This is a genomic window from Dysosmobacter sp. Phy (assembly GCF_054476235.1).
On sequence record NZ_CM136997.1, the window covers coordinates 977,427 to 989,784 of the forward strand.

General features: G+C 63.9%; 14 protein-coding genes. 7 read left to right on the top strand and 7 right to left on the bottom strand.

From position 1 onward, the window contains the following. Positions 1–119: 119 nt before the first annotated feature. The 6 genes from ACVDHE_RS04840 (at position 120) to ACVDHE_RS04865 (ending at position 4,970) form a co-directional block, all read left to right on the top strand. Positions 120–788, top strand: a complete 669-nt coding sequence (locus ACVDHE_RS04840) for a nucleotide-binding protein (RefSeq protein WP_458885794.1) — start codon at positions 120–122, stop codon at positions 786–788. A gap of 36 nt (positions 789–824) precedes the next feature. Further along, complete coding sequence (locus ACVDHE_RS04845; protein WP_213037066.1) at positions 825–1,037, top strand: 4Fe-4S dicluster domain-containing protein; 213 nt, start codon at positions 825–827, stop codon at positions 1,035–1,037. Positions 1,038–1,055: 18 nt separating this feature from the next. Then, a complete protein-coding gene (locus ACVDHE_RS04850) occupies positions 1,056–2,126 on the top strand; it encodes a 3-methyl-2-oxobutanoate dehydrogenase subunit VorB (RefSeq protein ID WP_213037067.1) in 1,071 nt (356 codons plus the stop codon). A gap of 1 nt (position 2,127) precedes the next feature. Next, entirely contained in the window at positions 2,128–2,886 is a 759-nt protein-coding gene (locus tag ACVDHE_RS04855; RefSeq protein WP_325224849.1) for a thiamine pyrophosphate-dependent enzyme, read from the top strand. 1 nt (position 2,887) lies between these two features. Further along, on the top strand, positions 2,888–3,424 hold the full coding sequence (locus ACVDHE_RS04860) for a 2-oxoacid:acceptor oxidoreductase family protein (RefSeq protein ID WP_213037069.1): 537 nt from the start codon (positions 2,888–2,890) through the stop codon (positions 3,422–3,424). Between the two features lie 460 nt (positions 3,425–3,884). After that, positions 3,885–4,970, top strand: coding sequence for a branched-chain amino acid aminotransferase (locus ACVDHE_RS04865; protein ID WP_213037070.1), 1,086 nt, complete (start codon positions 3,885–3,887; stop codon positions 4,968–4,970). A 49-nt stretch (positions 4,971–5,019) separates the two neighbouring features. Here the strand turns inward: ACVDHE_RS04865 and ACVDHE_RS04870 are convergent, their stop codons facing one another. From ACVDHE_RS04870 to ACVDHE_RS04880, 3 genes are read right to left on the bottom strand one after another with little or no spacing between them, the layout of a single operon-like run. Next, positions 5,020–5,532: a threonine/serine exporter family protein gene (locus tag ACVDHE_RS04870; protein WP_458885795.1), complete on the bottom strand. Its 513-nt coding sequence runs from the start codon at positions 5,530–5,532 to the stop codon at positions 5,020–5,022. Positions 5,533–5,545: 13 nt separating this feature from the next. Beyond that, a complete protein-coding gene (locus ACVDHE_RS04875) occupies positions 5,546–6,313 on the bottom strand; it encodes a threonine/serine exporter family protein (RefSeq protein ID WP_325224857.1) in 768 nt (255 codons plus the stop codon). A gap of 21 nt (positions 6,314–6,334) precedes the next feature. Continuing rightward, on the bottom strand, positions 6,335–6,763 hold the full coding sequence (locus tag ACVDHE_RS04880; protein ID WP_213037073.1) for a ribonuclease P Rpr2/Rpp21/SNM1 subunit family protein: 429 nt from the start codon (positions 6,761–6,763) through the stop codon (positions 6,335–6,337). A 185-nt stretch (positions 6,764–6,948) separates the two neighbouring features. On the opposite strand from ACVDHE_RS04880, the gene htpG reads away from it, so the two are divergent. Beyond that, positions 6,949–8,832, top strand: a complete 1,884-nt coding sequence (gene htpG, locus ACVDHE_RS04885; RefSeq protein ID WP_458885796.1) for a molecular chaperone HtpG — start codon at positions 6,949–6,951, stop codon at positions 8,830–8,832. A 51-nt stretch (positions 8,833–8,883) separates the two neighbouring features. On the opposite strand, the gene ACVDHE_RS04890 is transcribed toward htpG, so the two are convergent. The 4 genes from ACVDHE_RS04890 to ACVDHE_RS04905 are packed head-to-tail and all read right to left on the bottom strand — an operon-like array spanning position 8,884 to position 12,358. Next, positions 8,884–9,705, bottom strand: a complete 822-nt coding sequence (locus ACVDHE_RS04890) for a glycosyltransferase family 8 protein (RefSeq protein WP_325224862.1) — start codon at positions 9,703–9,705, stop codon at positions 8,884–8,886. A gap of 13 nt (positions 9,706–9,718) precedes the next feature. Beyond that, on the bottom strand, positions 9,719–10,822 hold the full coding sequence (locus ACVDHE_RS04895) for a DUF3810 domain-containing protein (protein WP_458885797.1): 1,104 nt from the start codon (positions 10,820–10,822) through the stop codon (positions 9,719–9,721). Positions 10,823–10,826: 4 nt separating this feature from the next. Next, a complete protein-coding gene (locus ACVDHE_RS04900) occupies positions 10,827–11,570 on the bottom strand; it encodes an ABC transporter ATP-binding protein (RefSeq protein ID WP_213037077.1) in 744 nt (247 codons plus the stop codon). After that, entirely contained in the window at positions 11,567–12,358 is a 792-nt protein-coding gene (locus tag ACVDHE_RS04905; protein ID WP_458885798.1) for an ABC transporter ATP-binding protein, read from the bottom strand. The genes ACVDHE_RS04900 and ACVDHE_RS04905 overlap by 4 nt, the downstream gene beginning before the upstream one ends.

The window sequence follows — 12,358 nt, forward strand, 5'->3', positions numbered from 1 at the left end:
CCCTTGACATCACATCTCAATTGGAGTACAATGACATCATACAACAGAAAAAGAAATAATACAACCCCCTATTTTCTGACAACCGTCTGCGAGGTGATTTATTTTTGACTGCTGCGAGCATGTTCCCCCATCGCATCTCCATCATCACCGGCCACTACGGCACCGGCAAAACGGAGCTGGCGGTGAACCTGGCCCTGGCTCTGGCCGCCGAAGGCAGTCAGGTGATGCTGGCGGACCTGGACATCGTCAACCCCTACTTCCGCTCCCGGGAGCGGCGGCCTCTGCTGGAGCAGGCCGGCGTGCGGGTGATCTCCTCCTCTCAGGAGTGCTCGGACGCCGATGTGCCCGCCCTGCCGGCGGAGCTTCTGACCATTTTGGAAAACCGGGAAATCCGGGGCGTGCTGGATATCGGCGGCGACCCGGTGGGCGCCCGGGTGCTGGCCCGGTTCCAGCCCAAGATCGTCCTGGAGGATTACCAGCTGATCTGCGTCATCAACGCCAACCGGCCCGAGGTCCGCGCACCCGAGGACGCGGAGTCCTATCTGCGGGCCATCGAGGCCACGACCGGCCTTGCATGCACAGGTCTCGTGAACAATACCCACCTGTGCGGCGAGACCACACCGGAGCAGATCCGCAAGGGCGCGGCCCTGGCGGAGGAGGTCTCCCGCCGGACCGGCATTCCGGTGCTGTGCCATGTGGCGGAGGAGCGTTTCGTCCCTGAACTGTCGGACCTGCGGGAACCCGTGTTCCCCATCACCATAAAAATGAAAAAACCGTGGGAGCTCTGAGGCGGGAGGCCTCAGGGGAAAGGAGGAGTCACTGATATGACTGCAAAGGTAACGTTCAACTCCGATCGGTGCAAAGGATGCGAGCTGTGCACCACCGTGTGCCCCAAGCACATCGTGGCCATCGATCAGTCCGTCATCAACCGCAAGGGCTATCACCCTGCCCATGTGACGGACATCACGCAGTGCATCGCCTGCGCCAGCTGCGCGAAGATCTGCCCCGATTCCATCATCACCGTGGAAAAATTCTGAAGAAGGAGGTCGTCAACTGTGGAAAAGGAACTTTGGAAAGGCAATGAGGCCATCGCCGAGGCGGCAATCCGCGCCGGCTGTGACTGCTTCTTTGGTTACCCCATCACTCCCCAGAGCGAGGTCCCGGAGTACATGTCCGCTCACCTGCCCAAGGCCGGCGGCGTGTTCGTCCAGTCCGAGTCCGAGGTGGCCGCCATCAACATGGTGTACGGCGCTGCCGGCGCCGGCATGCGGGCCATGACCTCCTCCTCCTCTCCCGGCATCAGCCTCAAGCAGGAGGGCATCACCTACATCGCGGGCGCGGAGCTGCCCTGCGTCATCGTCAACTGCATGCGCGGCGGCCCGGGCCTGGGCACCATTCAGCCGGGCCAGGGCGACTACTACCAGGCCACCCGCGGCGGCGGCAACGGCGACTACCGGACCGTGGTCCTGGCCCCCTCCAACGTGCAGGAGACCGTGGACTTCGTCCAGGAGGCCTTTGACATCGCCGACCAGTACCGCAACCCCGTCATGATCGTGTGCGACGGTCTGATCGGCCAGATGATGGAGCCCATCGAGTGGCATCCCGTGCCCAAGCGGGACCTCAAGCCCAAGGACTGGGCCACCACCGGCCGCAAGGACCGGGATCACAACAACATCATCAACTCCCTGTACATGGACCCCGAGGAGTGCGACCGCCACAATGACCACCTGGCGGAAAAGTACGCCGAGATGGAAAAGAACGAGGTCCGCTGGACCACCACCGACTGCGAGGACGCCGAGGTCATCATCACCGCCTACGGCACCCCCGCCCGGATCGCTCTGACGGCCATTGAGGCCCTGCGCGCCGAGGGCCTGAAGGTGGGTCTGTTCCGCCCCGTCACGCTGTGGCCCTTCCCGGAGGAGCCCCTGCGCGAGCTGTCCAAGGCCGACCATGTGAAGGCCTTTGTGGATGTGGAGATGAGCTCCACCGGCCAGATGATCGACGACGTGCGCCTGTCCGTGGAGGGCCGGAAGCCCATCCACTACCTGGGCCATGCCGGCGGCGTGATGCCCACGGTGGAAGAGATGGTTGAAGCGGCCAAGAAGGCCTTGAAGGAGGTCAAGTGATATGGCGATTGTATATGAGAAGTCCCGGGGCCTGACGGATGTGGAGCTGCACTACTGCCCCGGCTGCAACCACGGCATCGTACATAAGCTGGTAGCCGAGTCCCTGGTGGAGCTGGGTCTGCTGGATGACGCCATCGGCGTGTGCCCCGTGGGCTGCTCCGTCTTTGCCTATAAGTATTTCAACTGCGATATGCAGGAGGCCGCCCACGGCCGTGCTCCGGCTGTGGCCACCGGCATCAAGCGCACCCATCCCCATCAGGCGGTGTTCACCTATCAGGGCGACGGCGACCTTGCCTCCATCGGCACCGCCGAGATCGTCCACGCCGCCATGCGCGGTGAGAAGTTCACCACCATCTTCATCAACAACGCCATTTACGGCATGACCGGCGGCCAGATGGCCCCCACCACCCTGATCGGCCAGCGGGCCACCACCTGCCAGACCGGCCGCACCAAGGAGCAGGCCGGCATGCCCATCCGCATGGCGGAGCTGCTGTCCACTCTGGACGGCTGCGTCTACGCCGAGCGGGTGTGCGTCACCGACATCGCCAACATCAACAAGGCCAAGCGCGCCATCAAGAAGGCCTTTGAAAAGCAGATGCGGGGCGAGGGCTTCACCTTCATCGAAGTGCTCTCCACCTGCCCCACCAACTGGGGCATGACGCCGCTGAAGGCCGTGGACTGGCTGAAGGAGAACATGATCCCCTACTATCCCCTGGGCGTCATCAAAGAAGTGGAGCCTGAGGCTGCGGAGGTGAAATAAGATGAAAAAAGAGATCATCATTTCCGGTTTCGGCGGCCAGGGCGGCCTGGCCATCGGCAAGAATCTGGCGGAGGCCGGCATGGCCGAGGGCCTCAACGTCACCTGGGCCCCCTCCTACGGCCCTGAGATGCGCGGCGGCACCGCCAACTGCTCCGTGGTGCTCTCTGACAAGCCCGTGGGCTCCCCGGTCTTTGCCCATCCCACGGAGCTGATCGCCCTGAACGAGCCGTCCCTCGCCAAGTTCGAGGCCGGCGTGGTGCCCGGCGGCTCTGTCTTCGTCAACAGCGATGTGGTCACCGACAAGGTCTCCCGCTCTGATCTGACCGCCTACTACATCCCCTGCTCCAAGATCGCCGAGGAGGTCGGCAACGCCAAGGTCAGCAACATGGTGATGCTGGGTGCCTATGTGGCCGGCACCAAGATCCTCAAGCCCGAGACCATCGAGACCATGATCCAGGAGATGTTCGCCGGTCCCAAGGCCAAGTTCATTCCCCTGAACATCGAGGCCTTCCGCCGGGGCATGGCCTGCGTGGGCTGAACACCCAAAATCCCTTTCCGGCGGAGCCGGCCCCAAGCGGCCGGCTCCGCCGCTCCTCCGTGGGCGGTGGTTCATTCTGTGCATTTTACCCATTGACTTTCCCTCCCCATCAGCGTATAAAGGAATTAATCCATTTGGCGAATACGTCAAGATGCGATGAACGGGACATACCGCGAAGATCCGCCCTCCCAAGAGAGCTGCCGGTTTGGTGCGAGGCAGCGGGGACGCCTTCGCCGGCCTCACCCGGGAGCTGTGGGCGGAACCTTATTCTGAAAGCAGTACGCCGCACCGGCTGCCCTCCGATATCGGGGCGCACAAGTGGCCGCCTTATCGGGCGGCAACGAGAGTGGTACCACGGAAGTTTGACTTTCGCCTCTCCTGCGTATGCGGGATTGCGCGGAGGTCTTTTTTGTCATACGGGAAAACTTCAAAATCCAATTTAGAGAAGGAGCGTATCGAGATGCTGGATATCAAGATCACCAAGACCACGACGCCCAAGGCCAAGCCCACCGACGAGAGCAAGCTGGGGTTCGGCAAAGTTTTCACCGATCACATGTTCATCATGAACTATGACGAGGGCCAGGGCTGGCATGATGCCCGGATCGTCCCCTATGCCCCCATCGCCCTGGATCCCTCCGCCGTGGTGTTCCACTATGCTCAGGAGTGCTTCGAGGGCATGAAGGCCTACCGCACCGCTGAGGGCAAGATCCAGCTGTTCCGCCCGGACTGCAACGCCCGCCGCATGAACAACACCCAGGACCGCCTGTGCATCCCCGAGATCCCCGTGGAGGATTTTGTCCAGGCCGTGAAGGCCATCGTGGAAGTGGAGAAGGACTGGGTTCCCCACTCTGAGGGCGCCTCTTTGTACATCCGTCCCTTCACCATCGCCACCATGGCCCAGCTGGGCGTCCACGCCTCCACCAGCTACCAGTTCATCATCATCTGCTCTCCCTCCGGCGCCTACTACGCCGCGGGCCTGGCTCCCATCAAGATCTATGTGGAGGACACCTATGTCCGCGCCTGCCCCGGCGGCACCGGCTTCACCAAGTGCGGCGGCAACTACGCCGTGAGCCTGCTGGCCGGCCACAAGGCCGAGGAGAAGGGTTACAGCCAGGTGCTGTGGCTGGACAGCCAGGAGCGCAAGTATGTGGAAGAGGTCGGCGCCATGAACATCTTCTTCAAGATCGACGGCAAGATCTACACCGCCGCCGCTCTGGATACCGACGGCACCGTCCTGCCCGGCGTCACCCGCCGCTCCATCATCGAGCTGGTGAAGGACTGGGGCTACGAGGTCATCGAGGGCAAGCTGGCCATCGACACCATCATGTCCGCCGCCAAGGAGGGCAAGCTGGAGGAGGTCTTTGGCTCCGGCACCGCCGCCGTGGTCTCCCCCGTCAAGCAGCTGGACTACGAGGACCAGAGCGCCTTCATCAACAACGGCGAGATCGGCCCCCTGACCCAGAAGCTGTACGACACCATGACCGGCATCCAGTGGGGCAAGCTGCCCGACACCAAGGGCTGGATCGTCCCCGTCTGCAACGCCTGAGTATCCGCAATAGCAAAGCGCCCGCCTCGAAAGAGGCGGGCGCTTCATTCTATCCTTCGTGACCTTTTTTGTCCTCCGCTTCCCCGGCGGCGGGGCCGCTGCCTGCTGCGGAAGCGCCCTGGCGGATCCACCGGCGGCGCCGGGCGGCGGTGGTGAGGCGGCTGACCGAGGACACCAGGGAGCACCCCACGGCAATGGCGCCGGCACTGGCGGCGGTCTCCATACCGTGGCGGACAAACAGGGACAGATCCCCGTTGATCAGCGCCTCCATGGTGTAGTAGATGCCGCCGCCGGGCACCAGGGGGATGATGCCGATGATGAGGAATACCGTGGCGGGGGTCTTGTACAGCCGGGCAAAGATCTCCGACAGTGCCACGGCGGCGATGGTGGCCAGCAGGTAGCGGTTCACGTCGGTGAGACCCGGCAGACTCAGATACACCAGCCAGGCCACCGCCCCGGTGGCGGCGGCGCTGACGATATACCACCACCGGCGCAGCTCAAAAATAAAGCAGAAGGCGCCGCAGCCCAGAAAGGCGTACAGGCAGGGCAGGAACCATTCCATATCCGTCCCTCCCTCACAGCGCCCAGCCCGCCAGAAAGCGGGTCAGGGTAATGGCCATGGCCACGCCCACGGTAATGGCCATGCCCACGATCAGCACCTCGGCCAGGCGGGTCAGGGCCGTGAGGAAGTCCCCGGCCAGCACGTCCCGCATGACGTTGGTAATGGCGATGCCCGGCACCAGCAGCATGATGGTGCCGATGATCATTTTGTCCGTATTGACCGGCACCCCGGCCCAGGACAGCACCAGCGGCTCCAGGGCCGAGAGCATGGCCGCGGCCAGATTGGTGAAAAACTCATTGGCGTGGAGGCGGCGCATATACACCAGCACCGCCCGCACCACCAGTCCGCAGGGAAAGGCGGCCGCCGCGTCCAAGAGGTCCCCGCCCCAGAAAAGGGTGAACAGCGAGGCCACCAGGCCGTAGGCCAGAAAACCTATCTGCGCGGAATAGACCGGCTCTTCCAGGATCTGCTCCATGCGGCGGCGGCACTCCTCCACCGGAGGGGGCTCCCGGCAGATGTCCCGGCACAGGGCGTTGAGGTTGCTGAGCCGGCGCAGATTATTGCTGACCGTCTTGATGCGGATGGACTTGGTGTAGTTCCGCTCCCCCTCCTGGATATTCAGAATGATGCAGGAGGGGATGGCGAACACCTCCGTCTCCGTGCGGCCGTAGGCCGCCAGCAGGTGGTGGATGGACTCCTCCACCCGGTAGATCTCCGCCCCGTTCTGCAGCAGCTGCCGTCCCATTTCACAGCTGAAATTCAACAGCGTTTCCGTCTCCACGCCGTGTCCTCCGTTTCCCCCTCAGCTCTTGCCCTGGATCTGGGCGCCGCACTTGGGGCAGGTAATGATGATCTTGCCCTTCCCGGCAGGCACCCGGCAGATGGCGCCGCAGCCCTTGCAGGTGAAGTACTTGTGATCCTTGTCGGCATGGCGGGCCTTGGCGGCGCCGCGGCTGCTCTTCATCTTCCACAGCCAGTTCACAAACCGCTGGTTCTCCGCGCGGCGCTTGCCCAGGTTCTTGGAGAATACCCGGAACAGTGCATACACCCACGCCGCCATGGACAGCCAGTACAAAATGGTCCCCAGCAGCGGCAGCCGCCGGGAGAGGACCATGGTCAGGATATCCAGAATCAGGCAGGTCCATACCACCGTCAGCCCCAGCTGATCGATGCCGTTGCGGCCATACATGAACCGGATCAGTCCGGCTCTGAGCTTTTGAAAAAATCCCATGGGACGCGCTCCTTTATCCGCCGGTGCAGCGCACCGGGCGGCTTATTTTTTCCCTTATTTTACTCGCAATCAGCAAAATACACAACCATTTCCCAGTTAAATTTACAAAAAGGTCATTTATTTGCGGCAGTGGAAGTGCTATACTGGGCCTGTTGTGAAAAAAGAAACGCAAGGAGTGGTTTTCCATGGCAAAAAAGCAATTCAAGGCGGAGTCCAAGCGTCTGCTGGACCTGATGATCAACTCCATCTACACCCACAAGGAGATCTTCCTGCGGGAGATCATCTCCAACGCCAGCGACGCCTGCGATAAGCTGTGCTACCAGGCGCTGACCGACGATGCCGTGGGCATGGGCCGCAAGGACTTCAAAATCGAGATCCGGGCGGACAAGGACAGCCGGACCCTCACCGTCAGTGACAACGGCATCGGCATGGACAAGGAGGACCTGGAGAACAACCTGGGCGTCATCGCCTCCTCCGGCTCCTACAAGTTCAAGCAGGAGGTGGGGGACGACGCCAAGGACACCGACGTGATCGGCCAGTTCGGCGTGGGCTTCTACTCCGCCTTCATGGTGGCGGACAAGATCACCGTGGTGACGAAGAAGTACGGCGCGGAGAGCGCGTACACCTGGACCTCCTCCGGCGCCGACGGCTACACCGTCACCGAGGGCGGCCGGGAGGGCGTCGGCACCGACATCATCATGCACATCAAGCCCGACACCGACGACGAGAACTACAGCGAGTTCCTGGAGTCCTGGAGACTGCAGGAGCTGGTGCGCAAGTACTCCGACTATATCCGCTTCCCCATCCGGATGGAGGTCTCCAAGACCCGCCGGAAGGAGGGCAGCCCCGACGACAAGCCGGAATATGAGACCTACCAGGAGGAGGAGACCCTCAACTCCATGGTGCCCATCTGGCAGCGGCGCAAGTCCAGCGTGAAGCCGGAGGAGTACAACAAGTTCTACCGGGACAAGTTCCACGACTACACCGACCCCCAGAAGGTCATCGCCGTCTCCGCCGAGGGCGCCGTCACCTACAAGGCGCTGCTGTTTATTCCCGGCGCCGCCCCCTTTGACTTCTACACCAAGGAGTATGAGAAGGGCCTCCAGCTCTATTCCAACGGCGTACTCATCATGGACAAGTGCGCGGACCTGCTGCCGGAGCACTTCCGCTTCGTCCGGGGCGTGGTGGACTCCCCCGACCTGTCCCTGAACATCTCCCGGGAGCTGCTGCAGCACGACCGGCAGCTGAAGGTCATCGCCGCCAACCTGGAGAAGAAGATCAAGAGCGAGCTTGGAAAGCTCCTCAAGGACGACCGGGAGGGCTACGAGAAATTCTGGAAGAACTTTGGCCGTCAGCTCAAGTACGGCGCGGTCAGCGAGTACGGCGCCCACAAGGACCTGCTCTCCGACCTGCTGCTGTTCTACTCCTCCAGGTCGAAAAAGCCCGTCACTCTGGCCGAGTACGTCTCCCGGATGAAGGAGGGCCAAAAGTTCATCTACTACGCCGCCGGCGAGTCCCTGGAGAAGATCGATCGTCTCCCCCAGACCGAGGGCCTGCGGGAGAGCGGCACGGAGATCCTGTATTTCACCGAGGAGGTGGACGAGTTCTGCGCCCAGATCCTCCACGCGTATCAGGACAAGGAGTTCCGCTCCGTGCTGGACCAGGAGATCACCGAGGGCGACGAGAAGAAGGCCCAGGAGGCCGCGGACGCCCACAAGGCCGCCTTCGACTTCGTGAAGGAGACCCTGGGCGACAAGGTCAAGGAGGTCCGGGCCTCCGCCCGTCTCAAGTCTCACCCCGTGTGCCTCACCGCCGGGGAGGGCCTCTCCTTCGAGATGGAGAAGTACTTCCAGGCGGTCCAGCCGGACAGCGGCATCCACGCCGACCGGATCCTGGAGCTGAACGTGGAGCACCCGGCCTTCGCCGCCCTGGAGACCGCCGTGGCGGCGGACCCGGAGAAGGCGAAGCAGTACGCCCAGCTGCTGTACAGCCAGGCGCTGCTGATCGCGGGTCTTCCCCTGGAGGACCCCGCCGGCTACACGGACCTGGTGTGCGGGCTGATGAAATAAACGGACAAACGACGAGCGGGACCGCGCTGCGGTCCCGCTCGTTTTGTGTTCTCAGATGATCTCCAGCCGCTCCAGCAGCCGCTGGTAGTGCTTGTACAGGGCGGAGAACCGGCCCCGGGCGGTCTTGTGCCAGGGCTTGCGCTTGCCGCAGAAGTGCAGCACCGCCGTGTGGTCCATGACCCAGTCCATGTCCATCTCCCCCTGGCTGGCCAGTTGGTAGCGGTCAAAGCGCCGGGCGTCGTAATTCCACAGGCTCTCCTCCACCGGGTACAGCTCCGAGCCGTACAGGCCGTTGAGGATGTCCTGGTCCGGCAGGATCAACGTGTCGGCGTGGTCCCGGGCGTAGGCGAAGATCTCCGCCGGGTCCATCCGCCGCCGCATGGCGGCCAGGTCCATGACCAGCACGCCGGAGTTGAAGTAGCCCTCCGCCTCCGGGGTGTCCAGCCGCAGCCGGTTCACCCGGCTGGATAGGTCCGTCAGTCCCCGGTGGATGGAGGCCGCCATGAGCTTGCCCTCCAGGTCCGTGTCGTACAGGGGCCGCAGGGCGTTGATGACCAGGATGTCCGGATCCAGGTACAGCACCCGGTCCACACCGGCGGGCAGCAGCTGGGCCGCCAGCAGCCGGTAGTACATGGCCCGGGAGTAGTACCGCACCACCGGCGCGGCGGCGAACAGGTCCTCCGGCACGCTCACCGGGCACAGCCGCCCGTGGGGCGCGCAGATCCTCTCCAGCTCCGCCCAGTCCTCCTCCGTCAGGCCGTCGCCCACCAGATAGATTGAAAAGGTCTCGCCGGGATTGTTGAGGAACAGGGATCCCAGCATCACCCGCAGGGGCGGGAGATAGTTGCGGTCCAACGTCACCAGAATGTTCATAGCTCCTCCTTTGTCACGCTTCCAGGGCCGCATCCCGGTAGTACACCGTCAGCAGGTCCACCACGGTGCCGTAGGACCGGATACCGTCGGCCTCGCCGTAGGCCCTGAGCACCGTGTCGTAGACCTTTTGCCCGGCAGCGGCCGCCGCGCCCTTGTATTGTGCCCAATAGGCGTTGTTGTCAGCAAGATCCGCCAGCACCGCCTCCGGCAGGCTGTCCCGGACGGCCCGCCAGGCCTTCCGGTCCGCGGCGTACAGGGCGTTGCCCAGGTGGATGTAGCCCATGAGCCAGCCGGAGTAGGCGTAGACCGGGTCGCCGCAGGTGGTGGACGCCAGCACCGCCAGGAAGTTGCACTCCTGCTCCGAGGCGATGCTGCGCTGATGGGCCAGCTCGTGGGCCACCGTGGCCGGCAGCAGGCAGGCCGGGGCGTCCACGTTGAGGTTGGTCTCCCCGGTGAAGGGGCAGTAGACGCCGGTGAAATTCATGGCGCTCATGAATTTCGAGTAGAACATGGCCTTGGGGGGCTGGCTCTCGAATTCCAGGAAGGGAAACAGCGCCTCCGCCCCGTCGTAGACCATGGCATAGTCCGCCAGGATGTCCTCCGTGGAGACAGCGAAGAGGCCGTTCCCGTCCCGGGGCACGGCGTCCGCCGTCTCGATCAGGCGGTCGGCGAACCACGCCGTCACCGCCGTCAGCTCCTCCAGAGATACCGCCTCCCCGTGAATGCCGGAGCGGTCCTGGAAGCTGTCGGTCCAGTAGTTGACGCCCCACAGCAGGCAGAAGGCCAGATACACCGTCAAGGCGGTACAGGCGGCGCCCAGGGCCGCGCCGTAGGCCCGGCGGCCACGGTGCCCCCTGGTCCGGACCACGGAGATCACGCTCCAGAGGATGTACCCGATGGCCACCTCCGCCGCCAGGGTGTAGAGCACCTCCATGACGGAAAAGGGCACCGCCCCCCACAGCCGTCCCAGGGCGGTCTTGAGGGGGGTGGTGACGTGGTCTGCCAGGGCGTTCATCCACGCTTTTTGGTGCCGGGCCAGCAGGAATGCCGCCAGCAGCGCCAGGTCCGCCAGCAGCCACAGATGCCGCTTTTGATAGGCTTGAAAGAATCGTCTCATAGGCTCACTCCGCCGCGGCCAGCAGCTGCCGGGTGTAGTCCTGCTGCGGATGGTCGAAGATCTCGTCCACGGTCCCCTGCTCCACCACCCGGCCGTCCTTCATGACCAGCACCCGGTCGCAGAGCTGATAGACCACACCCAGATCGTGGGAGATAAAGAGGTAGCTGAGCTCCAGCTCGTCCCGCAGATTCTTCAGCAGCTTCAGGATCTGGGCCTGGATGGTCACGTCCAGGGCGCTGACCGGCTCGTCGGCGATGAGGAACTTGGGCCGCTGGATCAGGGCCGTGGCGATGGACACCCGCTGGCGCTGGCCGCCGGAGAGCTCCGAGGGCCGGGCCGCCAGGCACTCCTCCGGCAGCTCCACCCGCTCCAGCATATCCCGGACCCGGCGCTGCCGCTCGGCCCGGTCGTACTTGCCGTAGATCCGCAGGGGCTCCTCCAGGATCCACGCCACCGTGTAGGCGGGGTTCAGGGAGCTGTACGGGTCCTGAAAGATCATCTGGGGCCGCTTGGTGTAGTGGATCACCTCACCGGACTCCGGCTGCACCATGCCCAGGATGGTCCGGGCCAGAGTGGACTTACCGGTGCCGGACTCGCCCACCAGCCCCAGGATCTCCCCGTAGCGCACGTCGAAGGTCACGTCGTGGAGGACCTCCTGATAGGGGCCCTTGCGCCGCTGGAACACGCCGCCGTCCCGGTAGCCGCTGGTGACGTGCCGGACGGAGAGGGCCAATTTTTCCTCGCTCATGGGGCGTCCTCCTTCCGGTGCCGGGTGGGGATGGCGGCGATGAGCCGCTTGGTGCAGTCGTGCCGGGGGTGGAAAAAGACCTGGTCGATGTCCCCTTCCTCCACCAGCACGCCCCGCTGCATCACCGCCACCCGGGTGCACAGCTTGCGCACCACATTGAGGTTGTGGGAGATGAAGAGCATGGACATGCCGCTCTCCCGGTTGAGCTTTTTCAAAAGCGCCAGGATCTGGGCCTGGATGGTCACGTCCAGGGCGGTGGTGGGCTCGTCCAGCAGCAGCAGCCCCGGCCGGGCCACGATGGCCGCGGCGATCATGGCCCGCTGGCACATGCCGCCGGAGAGCTGAAAGGGATAGCTCTCATAGACCGTCTCCGGATCCGGCAGTTCCACCGCCGCCAGGGCCTCCAGCGCCCGGTCCCGCCGGGCCTGGGGCGTGAGATCCGTGTGGATCAGCAGGACCTCCTCTACCTGGTGGCCCACCTTCATCAGGGGGTCCATGTAGGTCTGGGGCTCCTGGAACACCACGCCGATGGACTTTCCCTGGACCTTGCGCAGCAGCGCGCGGTCCGCGTGGAGCAGCTCCACGCCGTCCAGGTACACGCTGCCGCTGTAATCGCACTGCTTCCGGGGCAGCAGTCCCGCTACGCTCATGGCGGTGACGGACTTGCCGGAGCCGGACTCGCCCACCAGCCCCAGGATCTCCCCGTCCGCGATGGAGAGGGACACCCCGGCCACGGCCTCCCGGGCGCGGTTGTGGAACTTCACATGGAGGTTTTCAATGGTCAGCAT

Coding starts and splice junctions, on each gene's coding strand:
- ACVDHE_RS04845 (WP_213037066.1), top strand. CDS start 825: ATGACTGCAAAGGTAACGTTCAACTCCGATCGGTGCAAAGGATGCGAG.
- ACVDHE_RS04860 (WP_213037069.1), top strand. CDS start 2,888: ATGAAAAAAGAGATCATCATTTCCGGTTTCGGCGGCCAGGGCGGCCTG.
- ACVDHE_RS04865 (WP_213037070.1), top strand. CDS start 3,885: ATGCTGGATATCAAGATCACCAAGACCACGACGCCCAAGGCCAAGCCC.
- ACVDHE_RS04895 (WP_458885797.1), bottom strand. CDS start 10,822: ATGAGACGATTCTTTCAAGCCTATCAAAAGCGGCATCTGTGGCTGCTG.
- ACVDHE_RS04840 (WP_458885794.1), top strand. CDS start 120: ATGTTCCCCCATCGCATCTCCATCATCACCGGCCACTACGGCACCGGC.
- ACVDHE_RS04855 (WP_325224849.1), top strand. CDS start 2,128: ATGGCGATTGTATATGAGAAGTCCCGGGGCCTGACGGATGTGGAGCTG.
- htpG (WP_458885796.1), top strand. CDS start 6,949: ATGGCAAAAAAGCAATTCAAGGCGGAGTCCAAGCGTCTGCTGGACCTG.
- ACVDHE_RS04905 (WP_458885798.1), bottom strand. CDS start 12,358: ATGCTGACCATTGAAAACCTCCATGTGAAGTTCCACAACCGCGCCCGG.
- ACVDHE_RS04880 (WP_213037073.1), bottom strand. CDS start 6,763: ATGGGATTTTTTCAAAAGCTCAGAGCCGGACTGATCCGGTTCATGTAT.
- ACVDHE_RS04890 (WP_325224862.1), bottom strand. CDS start 9,705: ATGAACATTCTGGTGACGTTGGACCGCAACTATCTCCCGCCCCTGCGG.
- ACVDHE_RS04900 (WP_213037077.1), bottom strand. CDS start 11,570: ATGAGCGAGGAAAAATTGGCCCTCTCCGTCCGGCACGTCACCAGCGGC.
- ACVDHE_RS04870 (WP_458885795.1), bottom strand. CDS start 5,532: ATGGAATGGTTCCTGCCCTGCCTGTACGCCTTTCTGGGCTGCGGCGCC.